The sequence below is a fragment of the Variovorax sp. YR752 genome, assembly GCF_943372545.1.
In genome coordinates, this window is sequence record NZ_CALRZC010000037.1 from 1 (window position 1) to 24,568 (window position 24,568).

29 protein-coding genes are annotated in these 24,568 nt (G+C 71.1%); 21 read left to right on the plus strand and 8 right to left on the minus strand.

Annotated elements, in window-relative coordinates; all coding sequences use genetic code 11:
* The 6 genes from AAG801_RS11470 to AAG801_RS11495 form a co-directional block, all read right to left on the minus strand.
* The coding region (locus AAG801_RS11470) for an ABC transporter substrate-binding protein (protein WP_341888476.1) at positions 1-1,237 on the minus strand (1,237 nt) is incomplete at its 3' end.
* A gap of 139 nt (positions 1,238-1,376) precedes the next feature.
* Positions 1,377-1,709, minus strand: a complete 333-nt coding sequence (gene fdxA, locus AAG801_RS11475; protein WP_341888477.1) for a ferredoxin FdxA — start codon at positions 1,707-1,709, stop codon at positions 1,377-1,379.
* The gene (locus AAG801_RS11480) at positions 1,706-2,671 is read right to left on the minus strand and encodes a HEAT repeat domain-containing protein (RefSeq protein ID WP_341888478.1); all 966 of its coding nucleotides are present in this window, start codon (positions 2,669-2,671) and stop codon (positions 1,706-1,708) included. Before AAG801_RS11480 ends, fdxA begins: the two co-directional genes overlap by 4 nt.
* Before the next feature lie 13 nt (positions 2,672-2,684).
* A complete protein-coding gene (locus AAG801_RS11485; protein WP_341888479.1) occupies positions 2,685-2,918 on the minus strand; it encodes a ferredoxin family protein in 234 nt (77 codons plus the stop codon).
* Between the two features lie 16 nt (positions 2,919-2,934).
* The gene (locus AAG801_RS11490) at positions 2,935-4,665 is read right to left on the minus strand and encodes a fumarate reductase/succinate dehydrogenase flavoprotein subunit (RefSeq protein ID WP_341888480.1); all 1,731 of its coding nucleotides are present in this window, start codon (positions 4,663-4,665) and stop codon (positions 2,935-2,937) included.
* 10 nt (positions 4,666-4,675) lie between these two features.
* On the minus strand, positions 4,676-5,461 hold the full coding sequence (locus tag AAG801_RS11495; protein WP_341888481.1) for a GntR family transcriptional regulator: 786 nt from the start codon (positions 5,459-5,461) through the stop codon (positions 4,676-4,678).
* Between the two features lie 402 nt (positions 5,462-5,863).
* Between AAG801_RS11495 and AAG801_RS11500 the strand changes: the two genes are divergently transcribed.
* The 11 genes from AAG801_RS11500 (at position 5,864) to AAG801_RS11550 (ending at position 15,602) form a co-directional block, all read left to right on the plus strand.
* Complete coding sequence (locus AAG801_RS11500; RefSeq protein ID WP_341888482.1) at positions 5,864-6,706, plus strand: class I SAM-dependent methyltransferase; 843 nt, start codon at positions 5,864-5,866, stop codon at positions 6,704-6,706.
* A gap of 24 nt (positions 6,707-6,730) precedes the next feature.
* Positions 6,731-7,849, plus strand: coding sequence for a polyprenyl synthetase family protein (locus tag AAG801_RS11505; RefSeq protein WP_341888483.1), 1,119 nt, complete (start codon positions 6,731-6,733; stop codon positions 7,847-7,849).
* Between the two features lie 20 nt (positions 7,850-7,869).
* A complete protein-coding gene (locus tag AAG801_RS11510; RefSeq protein ID WP_341888484.1) occupies positions 7,870-8,895 on the plus strand; it encodes a hypothetical protein in 1,026 nt (341 codons plus the stop codon).
* A 20-nt stretch (positions 8,896-8,915) separates the two neighbouring features.
* Complete coding sequence (locus tag AAG801_RS11515; RefSeq protein ID WP_341888485.1) at positions 8,916-9,950, plus strand: hypothetical protein; 1,035 nt, start codon at positions 8,916-8,918, stop codon at positions 9,948-9,950.
* Complete coding sequence (locus AAG801_RS11520; protein WP_341888486.1) at positions 9,947-10,522, plus strand: hypothetical protein; 576 nt, start codon at positions 9,947-9,949, stop codon at positions 10,520-10,522. Before AAG801_RS11515 ends, AAG801_RS11520 begins: the two co-directional genes overlap by 4 nt.
* A gap of 62 nt (positions 10,523-10,584) precedes the next feature.
* Entirely contained in the window at positions 10,585-11,910 is a 1,326-nt protein-coding gene (ispH, locus tag AAG801_RS11525) for a 4-hydroxy-3-methylbut-2-enyl diphosphate reductase (RefSeq protein ID WP_341888487.1), read from the plus strand.
* Positions 11,877-12,263, plus strand: coding sequence for a hypothetical protein (locus tag AAG801_RS11530; protein WP_341888488.1), 387 nt, complete (start codon positions 11,877-11,879; stop codon positions 12,261-12,263). Before ispH ends, AAG801_RS11530 begins: the two co-directional genes overlap by 34 nt.
* Before the next feature lie 11 nt (positions 12,264-12,274).
* Positions 12,275-13,090 (plus strand): hypothetical protein, encoded by an 816-nt coding sequence (locus tag AAG801_RS11535; RefSeq protein WP_341888489.1) that lies wholly within the window; start codon positions 12,275-12,277, stop codon positions 13,088-13,090.
* A 22-nt stretch (positions 13,091-13,112) separates the two neighbouring features.
* The gene (locus tag AAG801_RS11540) at positions 13,113-13,910 is read left to right on the plus strand and encodes a hypothetical protein (protein WP_341888490.1); all 798 of its coding nucleotides are present in this window, start codon (positions 13,113-13,115) and stop codon (positions 13,908-13,910) included.
* Between the two features lie 3 nt (positions 13,911-13,913).
* Positions 13,914-14,528, plus strand: coding sequence for a hypothetical protein (locus tag AAG801_RS11545; RefSeq protein ID WP_341888491.1), 615 nt, complete (start codon positions 13,914-13,916; stop codon positions 14,526-14,528).
* A 96-nt stretch (positions 14,529-14,624) separates the two neighbouring features.
* Positions 14,625-15,602 carry a cobalamin B12-binding domain-containing protein gene (locus AAG801_RS11550; protein ID WP_341888492.1) on the plus strand — a complete coding sequence of 326 codons (978 nt, stop codon included), beginning with the start codon at positions 14,625-14,627 and terminating at the stop codon, positions 15,600-15,602.
* A gap of 15 nt (positions 15,603-15,617) precedes the next feature.
* On the opposite strand, the gene creD is transcribed toward AAG801_RS11550, so the two are convergent.
* Positions 15,618-17,048, minus strand: a complete 1,431-nt coding sequence (gene creD, locus AAG801_RS11555) for a cell envelope integrity protein CreD (protein WP_341888493.1) — start codon at positions 17,046-17,048, stop codon at positions 15,618-15,620.
* Positions 17,049-17,299: 251 nt separating this feature from the next.
* Between creD and AAG801_RS11560 the strand changes: the two genes are divergently transcribed.
* Entirely contained in the window at positions 17,300-17,968 is a 669-nt protein-coding gene (locus AAG801_RS11560) for a methyltransferase domain-containing protein (protein WP_341888494.1), read from the plus strand.
* A 1-nt stretch (position 17,969) separates the two neighbouring features.
* On the opposite strand, the gene AAG801_RS11565 is transcribed toward AAG801_RS11560, so the two are convergent.
* Positions 17,970-18,761 carry an ADP-ribosylglycohydrolase family protein gene (locus AAG801_RS11565; protein ID WP_341888495.1) on the minus strand — a complete coding sequence of 264 codons (792 nt, stop codon included), beginning with the start codon at positions 18,759-18,761 and terminating at the stop codon, positions 17,970-17,972.
* A gap of 161 nt (positions 18,762-18,922) precedes the next feature.
* Here AAG801_RS11565 and nifB point away from each other — a divergent pair, with 161 nt between their 5' ends.
* The 9 genes from nifB to AAG801_RS11610 are packed head-to-tail and all read left to right on the plus strand — an operon-like array spanning position 18,923 to position 24,559.
* On the plus strand, positions 18,923-20,503 hold the full coding sequence (gene nifB, locus AAG801_RS11570; protein ID WP_341888496.1) for a nitrogenase cofactor biosynthesis protein NifB: 1,581 nt from the start codon (positions 18,923-18,925) through the stop codon (positions 20,501-20,503).
* A 25-nt stretch (positions 20,504-20,528) separates the two neighbouring features.
* Positions 20,529-20,723, plus strand: coding sequence for a 4Fe-4S binding protein (locus AAG801_RS11575; protein WP_341888497.1), 195 nt, complete (start codon positions 20,529-20,531; stop codon positions 20,721-20,723).
* A gap of 8 nt (positions 20,724-20,731) precedes the next feature.
* The gene (locus AAG801_RS11580) at positions 20,732-21,112 is read left to right on the plus strand and encodes an iron-sulfur cluster assembly accessory protein (protein ID WP_341888498.1); all 381 of its coding nucleotides are present in this window, start codon (positions 20,732-20,734) and stop codon (positions 21,110-21,112) included.
* A 14-nt stretch (positions 21,113-21,126) separates the two neighbouring features.
* Positions 21,127-21,696, plus strand: a complete 570-nt coding sequence (locus AAG801_RS11585) for a hypothetical protein (RefSeq protein WP_341888499.1) — start codon at positions 21,127-21,129, stop codon at positions 21,694-21,696.
* Positions 21,697-21,707: 11 nt separating this feature from the next.
* Positions 21,708-22,481 carry a 4Fe4S-binding leucine-rich repeat protein gene (locus AAG801_RS11590; protein ID WP_341888500.1) on the plus strand — a complete coding sequence of 258 codons (774 nt, stop codon included), beginning with the start codon at positions 21,708-21,710 and terminating at the stop codon, positions 22,479-22,481.
* Positions 22,474-22,809, plus strand: a complete 336-nt coding sequence (locus AAG801_RS11595) for a nitrogen fixation protein NifZ (protein WP_341888501.1) — start codon at positions 22,474-22,476, stop codon at positions 22,807-22,809. Before AAG801_RS11590 ends, AAG801_RS11595 begins: the two co-directional genes overlap by 8 nt.
* Positions 22,810-22,821: 12 nt before the next feature.
* Positions 22,822-23,076 (plus strand): nitrogen fixation protein NifZ, encoded by a 255-nt coding sequence (locus AAG801_RS11600; protein WP_341888502.1) that lies wholly within the window; start codon positions 22,822-22,824, stop codon positions 23,074-23,076.
* A 5-nt stretch (positions 23,077-23,081) separates the two neighbouring features.
* Positions 23,082-23,411 (plus strand): hypothetical protein, encoded by a 330-nt coding sequence (locus AAG801_RS11605; RefSeq protein WP_341888503.1) that lies wholly within the window; start codon positions 23,082-23,084, stop codon positions 23,409-23,411.
* Positions 23,408-24,559, plus strand: coding sequence for a cysteine desulfurase family protein (locus AAG801_RS11610; protein WP_341888504.1), 1,152 nt, complete (start codon positions 23,408-23,410; stop codon positions 24,557-24,559). Before AAG801_RS11605 ends, AAG801_RS11610 begins: the two co-directional genes overlap by 4 nt.
* The last annotated feature ends 9 nt before the right edge of the window (positions 24,560-24,568 follow it).

Here is a 24,568-nt window from a genome sequence, read left to right on the forward strand (position 1 = left end):
TGTCGTAGACGTAGGCGACGCGCACCTTCCTGCCGGCGTCCTGCGCCTTGCGCACCGCGGCCAGCGTGCACAGCGGCGAGGCGTGCGCTGCGATCGGGCTGCCGTCGACCCACACCTCGCCGGCCTCGCGGGGCCGCGTGATGGGCTGCTTGCACAGCGCGTCGGTGCCGCCGATGTCGTAGTTGGCGAGCGTCTGCTTCTGCGCGTCGTAGTCGAGCTTGAGCTCGGCGAAGGCCTGACGCACGTAGGTCTCGTCGACCCAGGCGTTGATGTCCAGCGGCTTGACGCGGTTCAGGCGCGTGAGCACCTCGTGCCCGGTCTTGATGGTGTCGAGCCAGCGCGGCTTGATGGTCGGGTCCAGCGTGTGGATGCCGCCGGGGCCGAGGTAGAGGTAGGCGACCTCCTTCTCGATCTTGGTCCACTCCTCGATCCGGGCGGCGGCCGCCGTCGGGTTGGCGCGCACCCAGGCGTTGGCTTCCATCAGCGCCTTGATGTAGGCGACCACGACCTCGGGGTACTCCTTGGCGAAGTCCTTGCGCACCACCACGCCGTGGAAGGTGGGCACCTTGGTCTCGGCGCCGTCGAAGATCTTGCGTGCGAAGCCGCGGTAGGGCAGCAGGTCGGCGAAGGGCACGAAGTTGGCGTGCCCGTCGATCTTCTTCTCCTGCAGGTTGGTGGTGCCGACCTCGGGGCTCTGGCTCGAGAGGTTCCAGAAGTTCTCGCCCCAGCCGCGCGTCTGCATCGCCTGCAGCAGCATGCCGTGCGCCGCCGAGCCGAAGGGCACCGAGACGCTCTTGCCCTTCAGGTCGGACAGCTCGTAGTACGGCGAGTCCTTGTGCACCACCAGGCCGTTGCCGGAGCCGTGCGCGTTGTAGGCAATGATGGCCACCAGCGCCGTCTCGTTGCCGCTCTGCGACTGGCCGATCGCGCCGTTCACCAGCAGCGGGTAGTCGCCCATCATGCCGATGTGCAGCTTCTTGGCCATCATGCCGTTGGTGACCGGCGGGCCCGAGGTGAAGTTCTGCCAGTCGAGCTTGAAGCTGATGTCCTTGTACTTGCCGGTCTTCGGCAGGTGCTTCTCGAGCAGCTTCAGCTCCTTGAGCACCACGCCGCCGGTCACCGTGTTGGTGGTGGTGTTCTGGGTGCCGATGCCGATGACCACTTCCTGTGCGGCCGGCGCAGTGCCCGCCCAGCCCAGCAGCAGCGCCGCGGCGCCGTACAAGACGACATGCTTCATGTGCGAATCTCCAGGTTGAGGATGGATTGCAGGACGGATGGCATGTCTCCCCCCTTCAGCAAGACAGGTGCCACCTGGGGTGGTCTGGGCCCGCGCGAAGCGGGGGTGTCGGGCTGGGGTCTCTTCATGGCGGCGGGCTTCAGGCCGCGTCGTGCTGCAGGTGCGGCAGCTTCTCGGGCACGCCGGCCCAGTGCTCGGCGTCGGGCAGCGGCTCGCGCGCCTGCGCGATCACCGGCCACTGCCTGGCCAGCCGCGCGTTGAGTGCGACGAAGTGCTGCTGCGCCGGCGGCACATCGGCATCGGCGGCGATCGCCGAGACCGGGCACTCGGGCACGCAGACGGCGCAGTCGATGCACTCGGCCGGGTCGATGACCAGGAAATTGGGCCCCTCGTGGAAGCAGTCCACCGGACACACGCTGACGCAGTCGGTGTACTTGCAGCGGATGCAGGCTTCGGTGACGACGAAGGTCATGCGCCTTCTCCCGCACGCGCCTTCTGCGCCAGGCCGATGGCGGTGAGCGCCAGGCGCGCGAGCTTGCGCACGTCGGGGTCGGGGTCGGCCAGCGCGCCTTCCAGCGGAGCGATGGCGCGCGTGTCGCCGATCTCGCCGAGCGCGATCGCGGCTTCCTTGCGCAGGTTGCTGATCGGGTGGGCCAGCGAGGCGACGAGCGCCGGCAGCCCGGCCTCGGCCTTGAGCAGGCCGAGGCTGCGCGCCGCCTTCACGCGCACCTGCCAGTAGTCGTCCTGCATCGCGCGCACCAGGTCGGGAATGGCCAGCGCCAGGCGCAGCTTGCCCAGCGTCTGCGCGGACTCGTCGCGCACCATCCACTGCGCGTCGGCCAGCCCGCGCGTCAGCGCGGGCAGCACGCTGACGCTGCTGGCATAACCGAGCGCACCGATGGCGATGCGGCGCACCTCGGCGTCGGGGTCGTTGGCGGCGACCTCGGCCAGCTCGCCGATCGCCGCCTCGTCCTTCAGGTAGCCGAGCACGCCGACGGCCTCGCGCCGCACCGCGGCATCCGGGTCGCGCAGCGATTGCATCGCCGGCGCGAAGGCGCCCGGCGAGCGCAGCGCACGCACCGCGCGGAAGGCCAGCGCACGCGCCTCGGCAGGCACATCGGCCGTCAGCAGCGGCAGCAGCGGCGCGGCCGACTCGCTCTCCTTCAGCTCGCCGAGCACCTCGCCGGCAGCCTTGCGCACCGCGGCGTCGGGGTCGAGCAGCATGGCGGCGAGCGCCTGCACCGCGTCGGCGGACTCCTGGCCCTCCAGCGCGCGCACGGCCTCGCTGCGCACGCTCGCGTCGCCGTCGTTCAGGCAGGGCAGCAGCAGCGGGACGATGTCGTCCTCGTCGCTGTAGGGCAGGTCGATGACGGCCAGGCGCCGCACGGCGGCGTCGGCGTCCTGCAGTCGTTCGGCAATCGTGGCGGTGCTCATGGTGGGCAGGCGCTCAGCGCAGCAGGTAGGGGATGTCGACGGTGACGGCGCCGGTCGGGCAGTCCTGCTCGCAGGGCAGGCAGTACCAGCACTCGTCGAACTTCATGAAGGCCTTGCCCTTGCTCAGGTCGATGGCCAGCACGTCGAGCGGGCAGACGTCGACGCAGACGGTGCAGCCCTTCTCGGCGATGCACTTGCTCTCGTCCACGCGCACGGGCACCTGGGTGGCGGTGAGGGCGATGGTCATGGCGGCTCCTTGCGATTCAGGCGGCTTGCGCGGTGGGGGCGACGCGCAGGCGCTGGTAGGCGCTGCGTTCCTCGTCGTCGACCGGCACGATGTAGGGCTCGATGGCCTTCTTGCGCAGCGTCATCGCGCCGTCGGCCCCCTTGCTCAGCAGCGAGTGGCAGAACCAGTTCGCGTCGTCGCGTTCGGGGTGGTCGACGTAGTGGTGGTACAGGCCCCAGCGGCTCTCGGTGCGGAACATCGAGGCGCGCGCGGCCATCTCGGCGCAGTCGAGGATGGAGTGCGCCTCCATCGCGCGCATCAGCTCGTGCGCATCGCCCGCCGACATGTGCTGCATGTCCTCGCGGATCTCGGCGAAGCGCGCCAGTCCGATCTCGTACTTGCGCGTGATCTTGGGCGGCTGCAGGTAGTCGTTGACGAGGCGGCGCGTCTTGTACTCGACCTGGTTCGGCTTCAGGCCCTCGCTGCGCGCCAGCGGCGCCAGGATGCGCTGCGCTTCGCGGGCCTGCGCGTCGGCGTCGTGCGCGGCCTGCGAGGTGTTCGCGCAATAGACGGCCGCGTTCTCGCCGCACAGCTTGCCGTAGACGAAGGCGCCGAGCATGTAGTTGTGCGGCACGCTGGCGCAGTCGCCGGCGGCGTACAGGCCCTTCACCGAGGTCTCGCCGCGCGCGTTGACGTGGATGCCCGAGGCGCTGTGGCCGCTGCAGAAGCCGATCTCCGAGATGTGCATCTCGATCATCTGGCTGCGGTAGTCGGTGCCGCGCTGGTCGTGGAAGCGGCCGCGGCTCGGCCGCTCGTTGCTGTGCAGGATGGTCTCGATCTCCTGGATCGTCTCTTCGGCCAGGTGGTCGAGCTTGAGGAACACCGGGCCGTTGCCGCTCATCAGCTCGTTGTGGAACTCCTGCATCATCTGGCCGCTCCAGTAGTCGCACTCGATGAAGCGCTGGCCCTTGGCGTTGGCGGTGTAGCCGCCGAGCGGGCCGGTCACGTAGGCGCAGGCCGGGCCGTTGTAGTCCTTGATCAGCGGGTTGATCTGGAAGCACTCGAGGTTGGCCAGGTCCGCACCCGCGTGGTAGGCCATCGCATGGCCGTCGCCGCTGTTGGTCGGGTTCTCGTAGGTGCCCATCAGGTAACCGGAGGCCGGCAGGCCCAGGCGCCCGGCCGCGCCGGTGCAGATCACCGCCGCCCTGGTGCGGATCAGGTACAGCTCGGCGGTGCGGCAGTCGAAGCCCATCACCGCGGCGACCTGGCCGTCGGGGCCGGTGAGGATGCGCGTGACCACGACGCGGTTGGTGATCTCCACGCGCGCACGCTTGAGCTGGCGGTAGAGGATGCGCTTCATGTGGTGCCCCTCGGGCATCGGCAGCACGTAGGCGCCCAGGTGATGCACCTTGCGCACGCTGTAGTCGCCGGTCTCGTCCTTCTCGAACTTGACGCCCCAGCGGTCGAGCTCCTGGATCATCTCGAAGCTGCCGGCGGCGTAGGCCATCACCGCTTCCTGGTCGACGATGCCGTCATTGGCGACGGTGATCTCCTTGACGTACTGCTCCGGCGTGGCGTGGCCGGGCACGACGGCGTTGTTCAGCCCGTCCATGCCCATGCTGATGGCGCCGCTGCGCTTCACGTTGGCCTTGTCGATGAGCAGCACGCGCAGCGCTTTGTTGGCCTCCTTGGCCTTCACGGCAGCCATCGGGCCGCCGGTGCCGCCGCCGATGACGACGAGGTCGAACTCGAGATCGATGGTCTTCATGGTGCGTGTCCTAGGTTCGGTCGATGCGCAGGCGGTACTGGAAGGCGTCGCCGCGGTAGTAGAGGAACTCGAAGTCCACCGGCTGCTCGTCGGCGTGCGTGAGCCGTTCGATGCGCAGCAGCGGCGAGGCTTCGGCGGTGCGCAGGTGGCGCGCGAGCGTTTCGTCGGCGGAGATCGCCTCGATCTGCAGCTCGGCATGGGTCAGGTGCATGCCGTAGTCGTTCTCGAGGATCACGAAGATGTCGCGCGCCGGCAGGTCTTCGCGGGCGAGCCGTTCGCCCAGAGGCAGCCTGAAGTAGCTCACGTCCACCGAGATCGGCTCGCGGTTGAGGTGGCGCAGGCGCTGGATCTCGAACACCGTGCTGCCGGGCTTGAGCTGCAGCCGCCGCGCGACCACCTCGCTGGCCTTCACGCGCCGGGCGCTGAGCACCTGCGAGAAGGTCTCGTAGCCGGCCGAGGACATCGCCTCGCCGAAGCCCTGCAGCCGCGACAGGCTCTGGAAAGCCTTGGGCTTGGCGACGAAGCTGCCCTTGCCCGCCACCTTGAAGATGAGGCCCTCGCGCTGCAGGTCGGCCAGCGCCTGCCGCACGGTGATGCGGCTGACGCCGAAGGCCTCCATCATCTGGCTCTCGGAGGGCACCTGCGAGTGCGGCGCGTAGGTGCCGTCGAGCACCTGGCGCCGGATGATCTCGCGGATCTGCGAGTACATCGGCACCGAGGACAAGGGCGTCACGTTGCTCGACGTGTCGACGGGTGCACGCGCCTGCTGCGCCGTGCTGGACCGGGATCGCTTCATGCTCGCTCGGCTCAACCTGTTATGACAGGTCAATATGAGCAAGCGCCATGCCAATTGCAGTCGGCTGCGCCGGCGCTGCGGGCCGGCACGCAGCAAGCACCTTGCTGCACGAGGGCAGCAGGGTTCGTGGCGGGGGCCGGCGCGTCCGCGCGCGGCGAGCCGCGGCGGCGCGGGTGCCGCCGCCGTTTGGTGCGGCGCGGCTCAAATACGTGCGATCGGGATCGCAAGGGGTGCGCCAGATCAAGGTCGGTTCAGATTGACCATCGACCCACCCCTGGATCGCGCACGCCGCGGCCGTCGACGAACCGGCGCATGCGCGCGCTGCCTTTCGCAGGCTGTTTGCCGCTGGCCGGCGGTTTCCCTATGATGGCCCGCCCGCATCGCTCCCCGTGGAGGTCGAGAATGACGGAACGCTTCGATGTGCAGCGGCACGTGCTCGGCCCGCTGCTGACTTACGGGCTGTGGTCCTGGAGCGCCAACGTGTTCAAGCCGGCGCTGGTGATGAAGAGCCTCGGGCTGTACCGGCCGAACACGCTCGGCCAGCCGCCCGCGCCGCGCAAGCTCGACGGCGGCGGGCCCTCGCTGTCGAAGACGCTCGCCGAACCGCTGCTGCTCGAGCAGCAGCCCGGCCACTACGACTCGGTGGTCGAGTTCGACCATTGCTCCGACGACTACGAGGCCGCCGTCAAGCCTTTCTCGCAGCCGGTGTTCGACGAGCTGCTCGGCCTGATGCTGAACCATCTGGTGCCGACCGCCCGCATCCTCGATCCGAGTTGCGGCCCGGGCATCGAGGCCATCGCCCTGGCACGGCTGGTGCCCGACGGCGAGGTCGTCGCCGCCGACCTGTCGCGCGGCATGGTCGAGACCGCCTGGCGCAACGCGCGCGAGGCCGGCCTCGCCAACATGGCCTTCGTGCAGTCGGACGTCGGCAATCCGCCGGCCATCTTCGACGGCTACTTCGACGCCATCTCCTGCTGCCTGGCCTTCCACCACTACCCCGACGGGCTGGCCGCGGTGCGTGCGTTCCGCCGCGTGCTGCGCCCGGGCGGCATGGCCTTCATCGCCGACCCGGGGCCGAAGTGGTTCAACGACATGAGCCAGCCATGGGCCAAGCTGGCCGACCCGGGCTTCGTGCAGCACCGCACCGGGGCCGACTTCCAGACCCTGTTCCGCCAGGCCGGCTTCGCCGACGTGTACTGGGTCGAGGCGCTGCCGGGCATCGGCATCACGGTCGCGTCGAGCTGACATCCGCACCGAGGTGTCGAGCCGATGACCGCCGACCCCGCGGAATCGCCGCACTACGACCGCGCGGTCGTCAACGATGCGCTGTCCTGCGTGCGTGCCGCCATCGCCGGCAAGATCGGCCACTACCTCGACGCGCGCGCGGCCGAGCCCGGCGCCTACGCGGGGCTGTACCGGCTGCTGCGCGACTACCCGTTCCGCCAGGGCAAGATGCTGCGCCCGGCGATGTGCATCGCCACCGCGCGTGCGCTGGGTGCGCCCGGGCATGCGGCGTTGACGGTGGCCACGGCGCTCGAGCTCTATCACAACGCCTTCCTGATCCACGACGACATCGAGGACGGCTCCGAGTCGCGGCGCGGCGCGGCCACGCTGCACCGGCAGGTCGGCGTCGCGCGGGCGATCAACGCCGGCGACGCCACCAACGTGATGTCGGTCGGGCTGCTGCTGGAGAACCTGTCGGTGGTCGGCGTGGCCAAGGCGCTGCAGCTGCTGCACGAGATCGAGCTGATGGCACGCCAGAGTGCCGAGGGCCAGGCGATGGAGCTCGACTGGGTGAACGACAACGTGGCCTCGCTGTCCGACGCCGACTATGTGGCGATGTGCACGAAGAAGACCTGCTGGTACTCCTTCATCACGCCGCTGCGTGCCGGGCTGATCGTCGGTTGGCAGGTCGGCGCGCGCGAGGAGATCGGCCCGGCCATCGAGGCGATCACGCGCTTCGGCCTGGCCATCGGCATCGCCTTCCAGGTGCAGGACGACCTGCTCAACCTGAAGGGCGAGGCGCAGGCCTACGGCAAGGAGATCGGCGGCGACCTCTACGAGGGCAAGCGAACGCTGATGCTCAACCATGTGCTGCGCGAGAGCCCGCGCCGCGACGAACTGCTGGCGGTGCTGGCCACGCCGCGCGAGCGCAAGACGCCGGAGCAGATCGGCGCGCTGCTGGCCGAGATGGAGCGCTGCGGCAGCATTGCGCACGGCTGGCAGGTGGCACGCGCGCATGCCGACCTGGCGGCGCAACTGCTGGCGCGGCTCGACTTCCTCGCGCCGCGCACGCCGCTGGCCGCCGACGAGGCCTGGCCCTGCGAGGTGGTCGACGCCCGCTTTCTTCGCGAGTTGGTCAATTACGTGATCTACCGTAATCTCTGAGCCCCGCCGCCCCTCGTGCCATGGCCAACGCCCCCCGCGCCGATCTCGAAGCCCGCCCCGGCATGGTGGTCGCGCTGCGCCTGGCGCTGCGCAACCGCATGATGGCCGCCGCGCTGGTGCGGCCGACGGTGGACGACTGGGTCGCCAGCGACGGCGACATCCTGCCCGCGTCGGCGCGTGTCGAGCCGGCCTATGCCTACCTGCTGCAGGGCGCCGAGGTGCGCCAGACGGTCACGCTGCGCGTGCCGGCGCACTTGCCCGCAGGCACGCTGCTGACCACCGCGCTGCGCTTCCCGGGCATCGGCGAGGCGGCGGTGCCGATCGCGGTGACGCTGCTGCCGGCTGCCGAAGCCGGCGTGCCGGTGCCGGCGCTCGAGGTGACGCTGGAGCTGGCGCTGCCGATCGGCGACGACCCGGTGGCCGACGGCGGCGACGAGTTCGGCTCGGTGGCGCAGGCGAGTTACAGCCTGGTCGCCGGCCTCGCCGGCCTGGACATGCTGCCGGCGCGCTGGCTGGTGGCCGAGGTGCTGACGGCGGTGTGCCGCATCGGCGAAGACCAGCTCGCCACCGAGGCCGGCGCCGCGCGGCTGGAGCGGCTCGGCCGCACGCGCTTCTTCAAGAACGGCGTGGTCTCGTTCGCGTCGGCGCAGCTGCCGCGCTGGGTGATGTCGGGGCTGTCGGCCACCTCGGGGCTGTCGGCGGCGCTCGGTGGCTCGCAGGGCCAGGGCCAGCTGCTGACGATCTGGGAACGCTGGCTGCTCGGCCTGGCCGATGCCGACATCGAGATCGGCGGCCCGCGCACCGAGGTGCGGCTGCCCGACGCGCAGCTGCAGGCCTTCGCCGCCACCCTGGGCACGCATGCCGACCGCTGGTTCGCCACCCTGCTGCTCGGCCTGGCCGCGCTGGCGCCGCGCATCGACGCAGCGCTGGCGCAGATCGAGGCACGCGCGCCCGAGCCGCCGCCGAAGGAGGACGGCGGTGGCGGCGGCGCAGGGGCGGCCGGCGGCGACGACGTGCTCGGCGAGGGCGGCTCGCTCGGCCGCTGACACATCCAGCGGGAACGGCGATGGCGCTGTCGGAAGCCGATCTGGTCGAGCGCATCGAGGCGCTTCGGGTGCCGGCGCAACCGTCGGCCGCGGCGCACGACTGGAAGGACTGGGCCCATCTGGTGCTGCTGCATCCGCAGCGTGGCTGGCGCGCCATCGCCAACGTCAACCTCGCCGGCGGCGGCATCGACGCCGAGCTGCAGTGGACGCTGGTCGTGCACCTGCCCGATGGTCGGATGGCCGGCGCGAGCCGCTCTCAGCCATGGCGCGACGGCATGGTGCGCCAGCGCCCGCTGGCGGTGGAGGGTGACGAGGCCCGTTTCGGGTTCGACGGCCGCTCGCTCACGCTGCGCATCGCCCCGCGCGACCTGGATCTGCGGCTGGATCTCAGTGCCACGCCGGCGGCCACGCCGCTGCTCGTCACCGAGGGCGCGCCGTTCGGCAGCGGCTTCATCGGCTGGGGGCTGCTGCCGGGCCTTCGTGCGGCCGGCACGCTGGCCGCCTGCGGCACGGAGACGCCGGTGGACGACGGCTGGTTCGTCTACCACGACCGCAACTTCGGCCGCTTCCGCTGGGGCGACGACGTCGGCTGGGAGTGGATGGTCGCGCACACCCGAGACGCCGAAGGCGCCGCGCTGACGGTGGTGGTCGACTGGCGCACCGACCGGCGCCACGCGGCGGGCGGGCTGCCCTACCTGTTCGTGCTCGTCGGCGGGCGGCTGCGCAAGCTGTTCCTCGGCCCGGCGATGCGGCTGCGCTGGCACTGGCACGACGCGCCGACGCTGCCCACCCGCCTGCCCGGCGCGATGGCCACGCTGCTCGCCGACCGACCCGCGCGCCGCCCGCGCGCGGTGACGCTGGAGGCCGCCGACGAGCAAGACCGCATCGCGCTGACCCTCGACGTCGATGCGCACCTCGAGATCGTCGCCCCCGACAACCGCTCGAGCGCCATGGCGCGCATCGGCGAGGCCAGCGGGCCGGTGGCCATCGAGTTGCGCCTGGGCGAGGAGCGTCTCGCCGGCCGCGGTCTCGCCTACGCGGAGTACACGCAATGAGGCCGCTCTCGCCCGCCGAGCGCCAGCTGGCCGGCTGGCTCGACCGGCTGGTCGCGCTGCTGCTGGGCAGCAGCGGCGCGGTGGCGCGGCGGCTGGTGGCCACCGTGGCCGGGCGCGGCGCGCTGCTGGTGCTCGACGACGCGCGGCTGCAGGTCGAGGCCGAGCTCGATGCAGCGGTGGGCCTGCAGCTTCGCCTGACGGCGGGCGGGGACGACGCCGCAGCCCGCGTGCTGACCACGGCAGCTGCGCTGCGTGCGGTGATCGACGGCCGCCGCCTGCTCGACGCCGCCGTGGCCGACGGCTCGATCGATCTGCGCGCGCCGCTGCCCGAGCTGCTGGCCTTCGACGAGCTGGTGCGCATGGCGCTCGCACTCGGCCCGCGCCACGCCGGCCTGCGCGCGCTGTGGGCCGAGTTCGAGGCGCAATGGCCGCGCGGCGAACTGCACTGCCCGACGCTGGGGGAGCAGGCGGCGCGCCACGGCGCCCTGTGCGAGTTCGTTCCGCCGGTGGTGCGCCACGCCCTCAGCCCGCTGCTGGACGGCGACAACGCCTGGACACGCTCGCCGGCTTGACGCTCATGGCCACCCCGCCCAGAATCGATCGCGTCACGCTGCCCCCTGGCCGGGAGGAACGTATGGGCTCGTTCCGCCGTACCTCGTTCGGACTGAAGCAAGCCGTGCGACCGGAGATCGAAAAGGTCTTCGCCAGCCGACTCGTCGATCACATCCGCGAGCACGACTTCGGGCTCGATCTGGGCCCGGTGCAGTTGCGCCTGCCGCGCAGCTTCGGCCTGTGCCATGGCGTCGAGCGGGCGATCCAGCTCGCCCACGAGACGCGTCTGCGCTGGCCCGAGGCCCGCCTGTTCCTCACCGACGAGATCGTGCACAACCCGGCGGTGAACCGCCGCCTGCAGGCGCTCGGCTACCGCTACCTGGGCGGCCGCTACGCCGACGGCGCCACGCTCGATCAGCTCGGCCCGGCCGACGTCGTCGTGCTGCCAGCCTTCGGCGTCGAGACGACGCTGCTCGAGGCGCTGCGCGAGCGCGGCGTGCAGCTCGTCGACACCACCTGCGGCGAGGTGATGGCGGTGTGGAAGCGTGTGCGCGAATATGCCCGCGAGGGCTGCACCACGGTCATCCACGGCGCGCCGCGCCACCAGGAAACCCGCGCCACGGTCAGCCGCGCCGACCACGACGACCCGTTCCTGCCGCAGCCGCTCGGGCGCGCCGGTGCCTGGATGGTCGTGCGCGACCTCGACGACGCCAAGGCGCTGGCCCGCTTCGTGGCCGGCCGCTTCGATGACGATGGATTCCGCGCCTACTTCGACGGCTGCCTGTCGCCCGGCTTCGACCCGGCGGTGGACCTGCAGCGCATCGGCATCGCCAACCAGACGACCATGCTCGCGCGCGAGACGCTGCAGGTGCAGGAGATCCTGCGCCTGGCCTATGTGGCGCGCTATGGCGAGCTCGAGGCCGCCGCGCGCGTGCGCCTGGCCGACACGGTGTGCTCGGCCACGCAGGACCGCCAGGATGCGCTGCGCGAACTGCTCGACGAGCCGCTCGACCTGCTGCTCGTCGTCGGCGGCTACAACAGCGCCAACACCACGCACCTGGTCGAACTCGCGCACGCGCAGGGCCTGGCGGCCTTCCACATCGAGGGCGTCGAATGCCTGGGCGATCGCCGCACGCTGCGCCACTGGGACGCGCAGGCGCGCGGCGAGGTGCCGGCGCAGGACTGGTGGCCGGCGCGCTCGCCGGCGCGCATCGGCATCGCCGCCGGCGCCTCGACGCCGGACGCGCGCATCGGCGAGGTCGTGCTGCGGCTGGCCGAGCTGGCCGGCATCGTTGTGCAGGATCTGCCTTCCGCCACAGCGCGGACGGCAGCGTCTCACGAGGCCTTGCGCCTCACCATCCGCGAGGAGCATTCATGGGCAAGGGCATCCCGGACAAGTTCACGCTGACGCTGGCCGGCGCGGCCGACCTCGACCTCGACGAGATCCGCATCAAGGAGATCCCGCAGATCAACGCGGCGATCAAGGAGGTGCCGCAGATCAACAGCGCCATCAAGGAGATCGCGCCGATCAGCATGGCGATCACGCAGCTGCCGACCATCAAGCTCGATCTGGCGGTCAAGGAGCTGCCGAAGATCGACATGGACATCGGACTGAAACCGACGCGCGTGTCGATGCCGATGAACACGCATGTGTGCCTGAAGGTGCTCGGCCTGAAGCTGCTCGACCTCTCGCTGTGCGGCGAGAACATGGTCATCCTCGAGCCCTACGTGCCGCGCCGGGCCGAGCTCGGCTGCCGCTGACGGAGGCGACCATGGCACTCGCCCAAGTCACTCCCTTGCCGCGCCTGGCGGTCGGCGCCGCGCGGCTGGTGCTGATCGGCCGTCCGCCCGCGCTGTCCGGCATGCTGCAGCTGGCCAATGCCGGGGCCGACAAGATCAAGCTGAAGTCGGCCTCGCTGCGGCTGAAGGATTCGCAGTGGGGCGACCCGCACGTGGCGTTGCGCCTGGACGTCTCGGCGCGCGTGGCCGGCGGCACCGCGGTGCAGGTGCCGGTGACGCTGACGGTCGACCCGCGCATGCCGCCCGGCGACTACCGCGCCGAGGTGCGCTTCGACGGCCATGACGACAAGCCGCGCGAAGCGGTGCTGAAAGTGCTCGAGCACCGGGCGGTCGCCGTCACGCCCGAGACCTTCGAGCTGTACGGCGCGGCCGGCGCGACGGTGGTGATGCCGGTGGTGATCAGCAACCTCGGCAACGTGCCGTTCGTGCTGCCCAAGGTCGCGCTGGTCGCGCTCGGCGAGGACGCGGCGGTGACGCAGTTGTTCCACGTCGCGATGGCGCGCAAGGGCGCCGAAGGGCACCAGGCCGCACTCGACGCCTACGCGCAGCTCGTTGCGGCGAGCGAGGTCGATGCGGCCAAGGCCGTGATCGGCGCCGGCGCCGGCGCGGCGGTGGCCCCGGGCGAAAGCCGCGAGACCACGCTCGCCTTCGAGCTGCCCGCCCGCCTGTCGCGGCACCGCAGCTACCACGGCACGTTCTCGATCGGCAAGGTGCAGTGCGGCGTCGAGCTCGAGGTGGCGGACGCGCCCGCGCCTGCGCCGACACGCCCGACCACGGCGCGCAAGTGACGAACCCAGCGAAGGAGCTTCCATGAGCCAAGCCCATGTCCGCGACCTGAGTGGCAGCAAGGCCGAACAAGGCCTCGATGCGCTGCTCGACGACCTGCCCGGCCTGCTGTCCTCGGCCGCCAGCCAGTACGTGAAGCTGCTGCGCCGCGGCTCGAAGCTGGTCGGCGATCTGCTGCCGATCGACCAGCTGGCCAGCAGCAACGACTGCTGCAGCGTGCCGACGCAGGAGTGCCCGCCGCGCTGCATCGCCGAGATCTGCTGGGAGGGCTGCGCCTGCGAGGTGCAGCGCGCCACCGTGACGGTGAAGAACAGCGGCGCGCAGACGCGCGCCTTCAGCTTCACCGCGGGCAACCTGGGGCCGGCCAAGGTCGAGGTGGCGCCGCCGGCGGCGACGCTCGCGCCCGGCCAGGCGGTCACGCTGCAGGTCGCGGTGCCGGCCAGCCAGGGGCTGAAGGACGGCGAGACCTACACCGGCGAGTTGCTGATTCGCGGTGCCTACGAACAGTGCGTCAGGCTGCGCCTGCGGGTCGGCCCGGCCGCCGTGCCGCACCTAGACGTGTGCCAGGGCGAGGTGCCGCAGAAGATCACCGAGCTGAACTGGTACCGGCACTGGCAGTGCACCGACCCCTGCGTGAGCGAACGCACGCCGAACGAGCAACCGGGCGCGGTGCTGGCCGGCACCCATGTGCCCGCCGCGGCGCCGGCGACGGTGAATCCGGCGCCGGCCGCTGCCGCGCCGGCGCAGGGCAGCCTGTCGCTGCTGCGCGGCGCGGCAGCGAAGAAGAAGACCGCGCGCGGCGCGGCGAAGAAGAGGGGCTGAGCGGTGGCGACGATCGGTGACGAGCTGAAGACCCTGTTCGACCGCAACCTGCAGTCGAACATGAAGCTGCTGGCGCGCGCCGGCGGCGTGCTGCGCGAGGCCGGGCGCGCCGCGCGCGACCCGCAGCGGCTGCGCGGCACCGACGCGCGCACGCTCGTCTCCGATCTGCTGCAACTGCAGTTCGACTACTACCGCAACCTCTCCGAGCAGAGTGTGCAGTACCTGAACGCGGTCGTCTCGCTGGCCGAGGGCGCGGTCGCTGCACCTCCGGCCGTGCCCGACACGGCGGCCAGCGCGACCGTGCTGTCGGGCCGGCCGGGCGAGACGCTCGCCTTCCAGTTCGCGCTCGACAACCCGAACGACCAGCCGGTGAACGCTGCGATCGAGAGCCGCGACTGGCTCGGCCGCGACGGTTCGCAGGTGGGTGCCGACACGATGAGCTTCGAGCCGGCGGCCACGGTGATCGAACCGAGGACGACGAAGACGATCTCCGGGCGCATCCACATCGACGGCCGGTTCAAGCCGGGTGGGAGCTACGACACGCAGATCCGCGTCGCCGGCTTCCCGGGCCGCGAGGTGACGCTGACGCTGACGGTGGCCGGCGACGAGCCTGGCTGAGTGTCCGGGCGCGCGCGCCGTTTCATCCGGCGGAATTCCGGCGGGCGCGCACCCTGAGGCTTTCACCTACTGGAGAAACCCTCGGCGCGGGTTAGCGTGGCAGCACTCGAAGTGCCCTGCAGCGAGCAGGTGCCCCAGCCGTACGAGGACGAAGACGCCGTGACTCTCCACCCGCTTGCATCGCCGGTCGCCCACATGCTCACGCTGGGGCGCGCACTCCGCGGATGGGCGCTGTCGTCCATGTTCGAGCCGCGCAAGTCGTCGCGCGAAGACCCCGTGCAGGATGACGCCAGCAACGACGGCGACGGCGAAGACGACTGCCGCCGCTCGATGCGCTCGGTGCTCGAGACGCAGATCATTCCGCGCCTGGTCATGGCGCACCGGGAGGGCGCCAACCGGGCCATGCCCAGCCTGCTGCCGCAGCCGCAGCGCGAGGACATCGCGAGTTTCGCGCGCCTGTGTGCGGCCGGAGACCGCGCCGGTGCGGCGCGGATCATCGACGGCCTGCGCGCGAAGGGGCTCGAGCAGGAGAGCGTGCTGGTCGACCTGATCGCCCCCGCCGCGCGCGACCTGGGGCAGCAGTGGGAAGACGATCGCGCGAGTTTCACCGACGTCACGCTCGGGCTCGTGCTGATGCACGAGATGATCCATTCGATGGGCTACGAGTACCACGACGGGCCGCAGGAAGCCGGTGTGGTGCGGCGCGTGATGCTGGCGTCGGCGCCGGGGTCGCAGCATGTGCTGGGGCTGTCGATCGTCTCCGAGTTCTTCCGCAAGGCGGGCTGGCAGGTGGTGCTCGAGGTGTCGCCGAGCAGCGCCGAACTGTGCCGCGCGGTGAAGAACGAGTGGTTCGATCTGGTCGGGCTGTCGGTGGCACTCGATGGCCAGTTGCCGGCCCTGACCGACCTGGTGGCCCGCATGAAGGCCGCCTCGCGCAACCCGGCCACGCCGGTGCTGCTGGGCGGGCCGGTGTTCTCGCTGCGCGAGCACCGCGCCGAGAGCTACGGCGCGCAGGCGATCTGCCTGGATGCGCGGGCTTCCGTGAAGGTCGCGCTGTCCCTGCTCCCCGCCTGACGGGCACGCCGCGCCTCAGGCCCGCGGCGCCGGCTGCGCGGCCCGCGCCTCGCTGCGCAGGCGTGAGGCCAGCGCGTACCAGTCGATGCGGCGCGTCACCACCATCACCGCGGCCAGCACCGTGAACAGCAGCACCGAGCCGAGCACCAGGGCGGACTGCTCGCTGCGCAGCAGCAGGTACAGCAGCGCGTAGAGCGCGCCGATGCCGGCGGCGAACGCCAGCCCGGGGCGCCAGCCGTGCAGCACGTGCGCACCGTAGTAGCCCAGCAGCAGCGTGCAGGCCGTGGCCGCGACCGCGTAGGCCCGCGCGAAGGCGATGTGCTCGCTCAGGCTGACCAGCAGCAGGAAGAACGAGGCCAGCGCGCTGCCGACCAGCGCGTACTGCACCGGGTGCACGCGCAGCCGCCGCATCACCTCCACCAGCACGACGGCGACGAAGGTCAGCACGATGAACAGCAGCCCGTACTTGGTGGCGCGGTCGCTGAGCACGTAGGTGCTCACCGGGTCGATGAAGGCGACGCCGAAGCGCTCGATGCAGGCTCGGGCGGGCTGGCCGGCCGCCGCCGGCATCTGCATCTGCATTTGAAGCGGTAGCGGCTCGGCGGCGGCACACAGGCCGTGGCCGGCGAGCAGCTCCTGGCCGCTGCGGCTGGCCAGTGCGCTCAGCCGCCATTCGGCCTCGAAGCCCTTCTCGGTGACGCTGCGCTGCGCCGGCAGGAAGCGGCCGTTGAACGACGGGTGCGGCCAGTCCGACGACAGCTTGAAACTCGACTGTTCGCCGATCGGCGCGAAGGCCAGGTCCTCGGTGCCCACCAGCTCCAGGCTGACGACGGCACTCATGGCCGCGCCGGCTTCCAGCGCGCGGCCGGCCGGCCAGCCGGCCTGGAAGCCCAGCGGCGCGTTCGGCGCCGGCGTGCCGGGCCGCACCGCGGCCTCCGTGCCGGCGAGCGTGACCGTCGCGCTGCGGATGCCGCGCGGGTCGGCCACCGCGACCCACAGCACCGGGTCGCCGCAGGTCTGCTGCACGCCGGAGCGCGGCGGCGCCGGCTGCAGCGCCTGCAAGTCGCTCCAGTCGGCCTGCAGGCTGGCCTTCACGGCGTAGCCGTTGATGCGGAAGATGCCGCGGATGCGCGGCTCGATGCGCGAAGCCGCATCGACGGCGAGGCGGCTGGGCAGCGCAGCGAGCGTGAAGTCGCGTTGTTGTTCGACCCATTGGCGGTCCTTGCCTTCGCCCTGCTCGACCTTCCAGCGCTCGCTGCACTGGCGCTGCAGCACCGGGCCGGCCAGCGTCTGCGCACCGGCCAGGCTGTCGGCGATGCCGCGCTGGGCCTCGCGCAGCCGGCCCTCGCGTTCGGCGACCACGTCGCTCACCAGGGCCAGCGCCCACAGCAGGCCCAGCATCACGCCGGCCAGCGCCAGCAACTTGCCGATGATCGGAAATCTCATGGCTGCTCCCTTGCCTCCTGTTCGAGAAGCAGCGGACTCTGGCGGGCTTCGGTGAACCCGGTGAGCGGTGCGTGAACTTCGTGTGAAGTGCCATGGCCTCGCGCGACTACACTGCCCCACGCCAGGCGCCGGCCCCCGAGCCCGCCCGCCCCCATCGTCGTGTCCTGCGCGAACGCCGCGCCGCATGCCGCCCTGCCACTCGGCCACGCCCTCGTCACAGCGGCATGGCCGGCTCTCCGCAAGGCCGCCGCATGCCGGGATACCAGACCCGCGAGGAGCGCGTCGACATCGTCGGCGCGGACAGCCTGCTCATCCGCTCGCTGCTCGACCGCCAGCAGTTCGCCGACCCGCACGGCCATGCCGCGGACGTCGGCATCTCCAGCGCCGCCTGGCCGCTGTTCGGCTGCCTGTGGCCGGCGGCGCTGCATCTGGCGGCGCAGATGGCCCGCCGGCCGCTGGTCGCGCAGGAGCGCATCCTCGAGGTCGGCTGCGGGCTGGCGCTGGCGAGCCTGGTGGCGCACCGCCGCGGCGCCGACGTGACCGCCTCCGATTGCCATCCGCTGGCCGCCGGCTTCCTGCTCGAGAACGTCCGCCTCAACGGCCTGCCGCCGCTGACCTATCGGCATGGCGACTGGGCGGCCGCACCGCTGGGCCCGCCGGTGCAGGGCGAGGCGATCGTCGAAGGCCGCTTCGACCTGATCATCGGCAGCGACGTGCTCTACGAGCGCGACGATCTCGGCCAGCTCGCGGCCTTCGTCGAGCGCCATGCACAGCCCGCCGCCGAGGTGCTGATCGTCGATCCGAACCGTGGCAACCGCGCGGCCTTTCATCGGCGCATGGCGACCGCGGGCTTCGTGATGACCGAGTCGCTGCTTGGTGCCGGTGCCTCGCGTGCCCGGCTGCTGAGCTACCGGCGCTGAACTACCGCAGCCACGGCATGCGGATGCCGTGCTGCCCGCAGAAGCGCAGCGTGACCTCGCGCAGCGGCGCATCGAGCCGCTGCCAGACCGGCCCGGCGATGTGCTCGGGCACGCCGCCAAAATGCGCTTCGGCGATGGCGCCGGCGATGCAGGCCAGCGTGTCCGAGTCGCCGCCGATCGAGATGGCGTTGCGCAGCGCGTCTTCGCAGTCCTCGGCCTCGAGGAAGGCGCGAACCGCGTGCGGCACCGTGCCCGCGCAGGACAGGTCGAAGGCGTAGCCGGGGCGCACGAGGTCCAGCGGTACCGAGAGGTCGTAGCCGAAGTTTGATTCGACGTAGAAGCGGATCTCGCCTTTCGTCGCGCCCTGGCGTGCCAGGAACACCGCAGCGGCCACGGCCTGCGCGCCCTTCACGCCATCCGGATGGTCGTGCGTGACGACCGTGAAACGCTCGGCCGCGGCGAGCACCTCGTCCAGCGTGTCGAAGGCCCAGGCCACCGGGCTGATGCGCATGGCGGCGCCGTTGCTCGAACTGCGCGGTGCGGGTGCGTCGTCGCCGCCATCGATCCAGGCGCGGAAGGTCGGGCCGAAGCCGGCACCCGGATAGAGCCCGTGCAGCTCGCGCATCGCCCGGCCCGGCGCCTCGCCGCTGAGCAGCGCGCGGGCCACCGCCACCGTCAGCACGGTGTCGTCGGTGACGCGGCTGGCCGCATCGAACAGCGGGAAGCTCTTGGACTTGACGTTGTTCCGCTCGAACACGGAACCGATCACGTCGCCGGCGATGGCACCGAACATGGTGCCGATGATAGGCCGCACGGCTGTCCGGTTTGTCGCAAAGAACACAGCACCACCGCGCGGGGCGAACGCGCTAAGTCCCTGATTCACAAGGGTTTGGGGATTGGCACGGCTCTCGCAATGGAGGCTGCGCCACCACCCTAGCGACGAAGGCCCGCGCCATGAGCAACACAGCGTTCGTATCGATAGTCGATCTCAAGCGCGGCCGCCAGGCTCTGAGCCCGGTCGCCCAGATCCTCGAGACCGCGGCCTCGGGCGGATGCTCGACCAGCGGCGGCGAAGGCAAGGCGAGCTGCGGATCCTCTGGCGGGCCCGACGACATGCCGGCGGAGATCTGGGAGAAGGTCAAGAACCACCCCTGCTACTCCGAAGAGGCGCATCACCACTACGCGCGCATGCACGTGGCCGTCGCGCCGGCCTGCAACATCCAGTGCAACTACTGCAATCGCAAGTACGACTGCAGCAACGAATCGCGCCCCGGCGTGGTCAGCCAGAAGCTCACGCCCGACCAGGCGGTGAAGAAGGTCGTCGCGGTGGCCAGCGAGATCCCGCAGATGACGGTGCTGGGCATCGCCGGCCCGGGTGATGCGCTGGCCAATCCGAAGAAGACCTTCGACACCTTCCGCATGCTGCAGGAGCAGGCACCGGACATCAAGCTGTGCCTGTCGACCAACGGCCTGGCGCTGCCGCAGATGGTCGACGAGATCTGCAAGTACAACATCGACCACGTCACCATCACCATCAACATGGTGGACCCGGCGGTGGGCGAGAAGATCTACCCGTGGATCTTCTGGGAGCACCGCCGCGTGACCGGCCGCGAGGCCGCCGAGATCCTGCACCGCCAGCAGATGCTCGGGCTGGAGATGCTCACTGCGCGCGGCGTGCTCACCAAGATCAACTCGGTGCTGATCCCGGGCATCAACGACGAGCACCTCTACGAGGTCAACCGCGAGGTGAAGAAGCGCGGTGCCTTCCTGCACAACATCATGCCGCTGATCAGCGAGGCCGAGCACGGCACGGTGTTCGGGCTGACCGGCCAGCGCGGGCCCACGGCGCAGGAGCTGAAGGCGGTGCAGGACGCCTGCATGGGCGGCGCGAACCTGATGCGCCATTGCCGGCAATGCCGCGCCGATGCGGTCGGCCTGCTCGGCGAGGACCGCAGCGACGAGTTCACGCTCGACAAGATCGACCAGATGGACGTGGTCTACGACCTCGACAAGCGCCGCGCCTATCAGGAGCGCGTCGAGGCGGAGCGGCAGGCGCAGCACGAGGCGAAGCTCGCGGCGCTCGATGCGGCCAGCGCCGACGACGGTGTCGATGCCGACATGAAGGTGCTGGTGGCCGTCGCCACCGAAGGCCACGGCAAGGTTAACCAGCACTTCGGCCATGCGACCGAGTTCCAGATCTTCGAGGTGAGCAAGGCTGAGGCGCTGTTCGTCGGCCACCGCCGCGTCGACCTTTACTGCCAGGGCGGCTACGGCGAGGACGAGCAGCTGCCTTCCATCGTCGGCGCCATCAACGACTGCCACGCGGTGCTGGTCTCGAAGATCGGCGCCTGCCCGCGCGACGAGTTGACCGCCGCCGGCATCGAGCCGGTCGACGAGTACGCCCACGAGTTCATCGAGAAGGCCGCGCTGTCGTGGTTCGCGGCCTACCGCGAGCGCATCGCGCGCGGCGAGATCGTTCACCAGCCACGTGGCGACGCGCGCATCCGCCAGGGCGCGTTCACCGCCGCCGCCTGAGTTCCGTCAGTCAAAGGAGACCGTCATGGCCCTGAAGATCATTGCCTCCATGTGCACCGGCTGCTCGGCCTGCGAGCCCGAATGCCCCAACGTCGCCATCCGCGAGAAGGGCGGCACCTTCATCATCGACCCGGCCAAGTGCACCGAGTGCGAAGGCCACTTCGACGCGCCGCAGTGCATCGCGGTGTGCCCGGTCGACGGCTGCATCAAGAAGGTATGAACGCCGCCATGATCCAGCCGAACGTCACCGTCACTGCTGCGGCCGAGAAGTTCATGCGCCGCATGGTGCGCTTCTCCGAACATCCGTCTGGCGGCTTCCGCCTCAGCGTCGCGCCGGGCGGCTGTTCGGGCTACAGCGCCGAGTTCACGGTCGAGTCGGCACCCAAGGGCGGCGACAGCGAACTCATGGTCAACGGCCTGCGGATCTTCCTGCCCGCCGAGAGCCGCCTGCTGCTCGACGGCGTGACGGTGGACTTCACCGAGACCGCCACCAGCGCCGGCCTGAGCTTCGTGAACCCGAACGCCGAGGCCTGCGGCTGCTCGACGGCCGGGGACAGCAAGCCGCCGGCGCAGGCCAGCGTCTCGCTGTCGTCGATCAAGCGGCTCTGAAGGACCCACAGGCCATGGACGCCGACTTCGACGCCGCCGTGCTCGGCCTGGCCTTGCCGCCGATGGTCGAGGCGGCGCTGGCCGAGGCCGGTGCGCAGCGCGGCGACCCGGTGCGCGCGATGGCGGCGCTGATGCGCGCGCAGTCGCTCGCGCCCGAGCACCCCGCGGTGCTGATCGCGTTCTACCGCCACCATTTCTACGGCCACCGGCTGATGATGGCGCGCGACGTGGCGCGCCGCGCGCTGCGGGTCGGCGCTCGCGCTCTCGGCCTGCCCGGCGTCTGGCGCGAGGTGCCGGAGGCGCCGCTGGCCGGCGCCCGCCACGATGCGGCGACACGCTTCTATCTGTTCGTGCTGAAGGGTTACGCCTACCTCAGCCTGCGGCTGGATGATGCGGTGGAGGCGCGTGATGCGCTGGCGCTGCTGCGTGCGCTCGACCCGGACGACTGCGTCGGCGCGGCGCTGCTCGAGGCGGTTCGCCAGCGTTCGCTGGCCGGTCTCGGCGGTGACGAGGACGGCGACGACACGGTCTACGTGCAGGCCACCGGCGCCGCCGCCTGGGCGCAGCTGCCGGTGGCGGCCTGAAGGACGCGGCGATGCACGCGGCCGACGCCAACGACATCCCGGCGATGGACTGGCACGGCGCAGCGATCGACGCGAGCACCTGCAGCGCCTGCGAACACGCCGCGCTGCGCGCCGACGGTGGCTGCGAGCCCGGCCGCTGCTGCATGCACGACGTCTACGCGCGCCGCATCGACCGCTTCTTCCGCACCCATCCGCAACTCGCCAACCAGCACCTCGCGCACGAGTACTTCGAGGTGCGCGCCATCGCGGCACGCTACGCCGACGTGTTCCGCCTCGGCGCCATGCTTGCCGACCCCGACGAGACGGTGCGCCTGCAGGTGGCGCTGCGGGTGCCGCAGCGGCTGCTGCTGAAGTTGCGCGACGACCCGCACCGCGAGGTGCGCATCCGCGTCGCGCTGCGCATCGAACTGCCGCAGATCACCTCGCTGCTGCACGACCCCGACTACCAGGTGCGCTGCATCGTCGCCAGGCGTGCACCCGAAGGCCTGCTGCCGCTGCTGATGCACGACAGCGACCTGCAGGTGCGCCAGGAAGTCGCGCGCCGTGTTCCCATGCCAGCGCTGTGGCGCATGGCCGCCGATGCGGCACCCGAGGTGCGGCGCATCGTCGCCGAGCGGCTGCCGGTGTCGCTGCTCGATGCGCTGGCCGCCGACACCGACTGGACGGTGCGCTGGGAGGCCGCCGGCCGCGCCGTCGGCGCCGCGCTCGATCGGCTGTGCGAGGACGAAGAGCCCGAGGTGCGTGAACGCGCCCGCGAACGGCTGATGGAGCCGGTCCATGGCTGACATCGCCCGCGACGACGACGTCATCGAGATCGCCCACCCGCCGCGCTTCGAGATGGGCGAGCGGGTCATCAGCCGCAGCGTGGTGCGCAACGACGGCACCTACAACGGCAAGGACATCGGCGAGGTGCTGGTGCACAAGGGCGAGGTCGGCTTCGTGCGCTCGATCGGCACCTTCCTGCAGCAGTTCTACATCTACGCCGTCGAGTTCACCGACAGCGGCCACCGCGTCGGCATGCGCGCCAAGGAGCTGTGCACGCTGGACCACCTGCCCGACGAGGTGATCGCGCAGCTCGGCGAACGCGCGGCGCAGCTCGATGCCATCCGCTGAAGGAGAACGACCATGATCGAGCCGCGCGAACCGAAATACCAGTGGGGCCAGCCGGTGGTGGCGGCCATCGATCTCTACAACGACGGCAGCCTGCCCGATGCACCGGCGGAAGACATCCTGCTCGTCGTCGCCGGGGGGCCCGGCGAGATCGTGCAGATCGGCCACCACGGTGAGGCCAACGTGCCGGTCTACCTGGTCGACTTCGGTGTGGCCGTGCTCGGTTGCCTGGAGGAAGAGATCGCGCCGATGGCGGAGGCGCTGGCGTGAACGCCATGTTGCAGAGTGCTCCGCAGGTGCTGGCGCTCGATCGCGCCCGCATCGCGCGGGCCCTCGGCCAGCGCGAACGCTACAAGTACGTGCGCCCGCGCGTGGAGCGTGAGGGCATGGGCTGGAAGGTGATCAGCCCGAACTGCTCGCGCAACGTCGACCCCGCCGGCGGCGAGATCGAGATCGCCTGGCTGGTGCCGGCCAGCAACGGCCAGTGGCTTCTGCATGCCCGCGACCATGGCGCCGGCTGCTGGGTGCTGAAGGCGGCGGGCCTGCGCATGGATGAGGCACTGCAGCGCCTGTGCAGCGATCCGCAGCGGGAGTTCTGGCGATGACTTCCGGCATCTACCTGGACCACAACGCGACGACGCAGCCGGCGCCGCAGGTGGTGGCCGAGATGTTCGACGCGCTGCAGCTCGCCTGGGCCAATCCGTCCTCGACGCATGCCCCTGGCCAGGCGGCGCGCCGCCTGCTTGCCGATGCGCGGGCACGGGTCGCCGCCTTCCTCGGCTGCCAGGGTGCCGAACTGGTCTTCACCAGCGGTGCCACCGAGGCCAACCACATGGCGGTGCTCGGCGCGCTGGCCGCGGCGCAGGGCCGGCGGCGCTGGGTGCTGTCGGCCGTCGAGCACCCGGGCCTGCTCACGCTCGCCCAGCGCCTCGCCGACGAGGGCGTGCCGGTGGACCGCATCGGCGTCGATGCGCAAGGCCGGCTCGACCTCGCCCAGGCCCGCACGCTGATCACCGACGACGTGGCCCTGGTCAGCCTGATGGGCGCCAACAACGAGACCGGCGTGCTGATGCCGCTGCGCGAAGTCGCCGAGCTGGCGCATGCGCGCGGCGCGCTGCTGCACGTCGACGCGACGCAGCTCGCCGGCAAGGCAGCGCTGTCCTTCGCCACGAGCGGTGCCGACCTGATGTCGGTCTCGGCGCACAAGATCGCAGGACCCAAGGGCACCGGCGCGCTACTGGTCCGCAAGGGCCTGGTGCTGCCGCCGCTGCTGTCCGGCCGCCAGGAGCGGCACCGCCGTGGCGGCACCGAGAACATTCCCGGCATCGCCGGTTTCGCCGCGGCCTGCGATCTCGCCGCGGCCACGCTCAGCGACGACATCGCCCGCCTGCTGGCGCTGCGCGAGCTGCTCGAAGCCGGTCTGGCGGCGATCGAGGGTGTGCAGATCTACGGCCGCGACGCCGCTCGGCTGCCCAACACGACCTGCCTGCGCTTCGGCGAGCTCGATGCCGAGCAGGTGCTGTCGCGGCTCGAGCGTGCCGGCATCGTCGCCAGCTCCGGCGCGGCCTGCAGTGCGGGCGGCACGCAGCCTTCGCATGTGCTGCTGGCGATGGGCGCGAGCGCAGCGCAGGCCAGGGCCGGCATCCGCTTCTCGCTCGGCCGTGACAGCCGCGCCGGCGACATCGCCGCCACGCTCGCCGCTGTGCAGCGCGTCATCGTTCCCCTGCTCGAACCCCAGCCCCTGGCCGCCTGATGCCGAAGG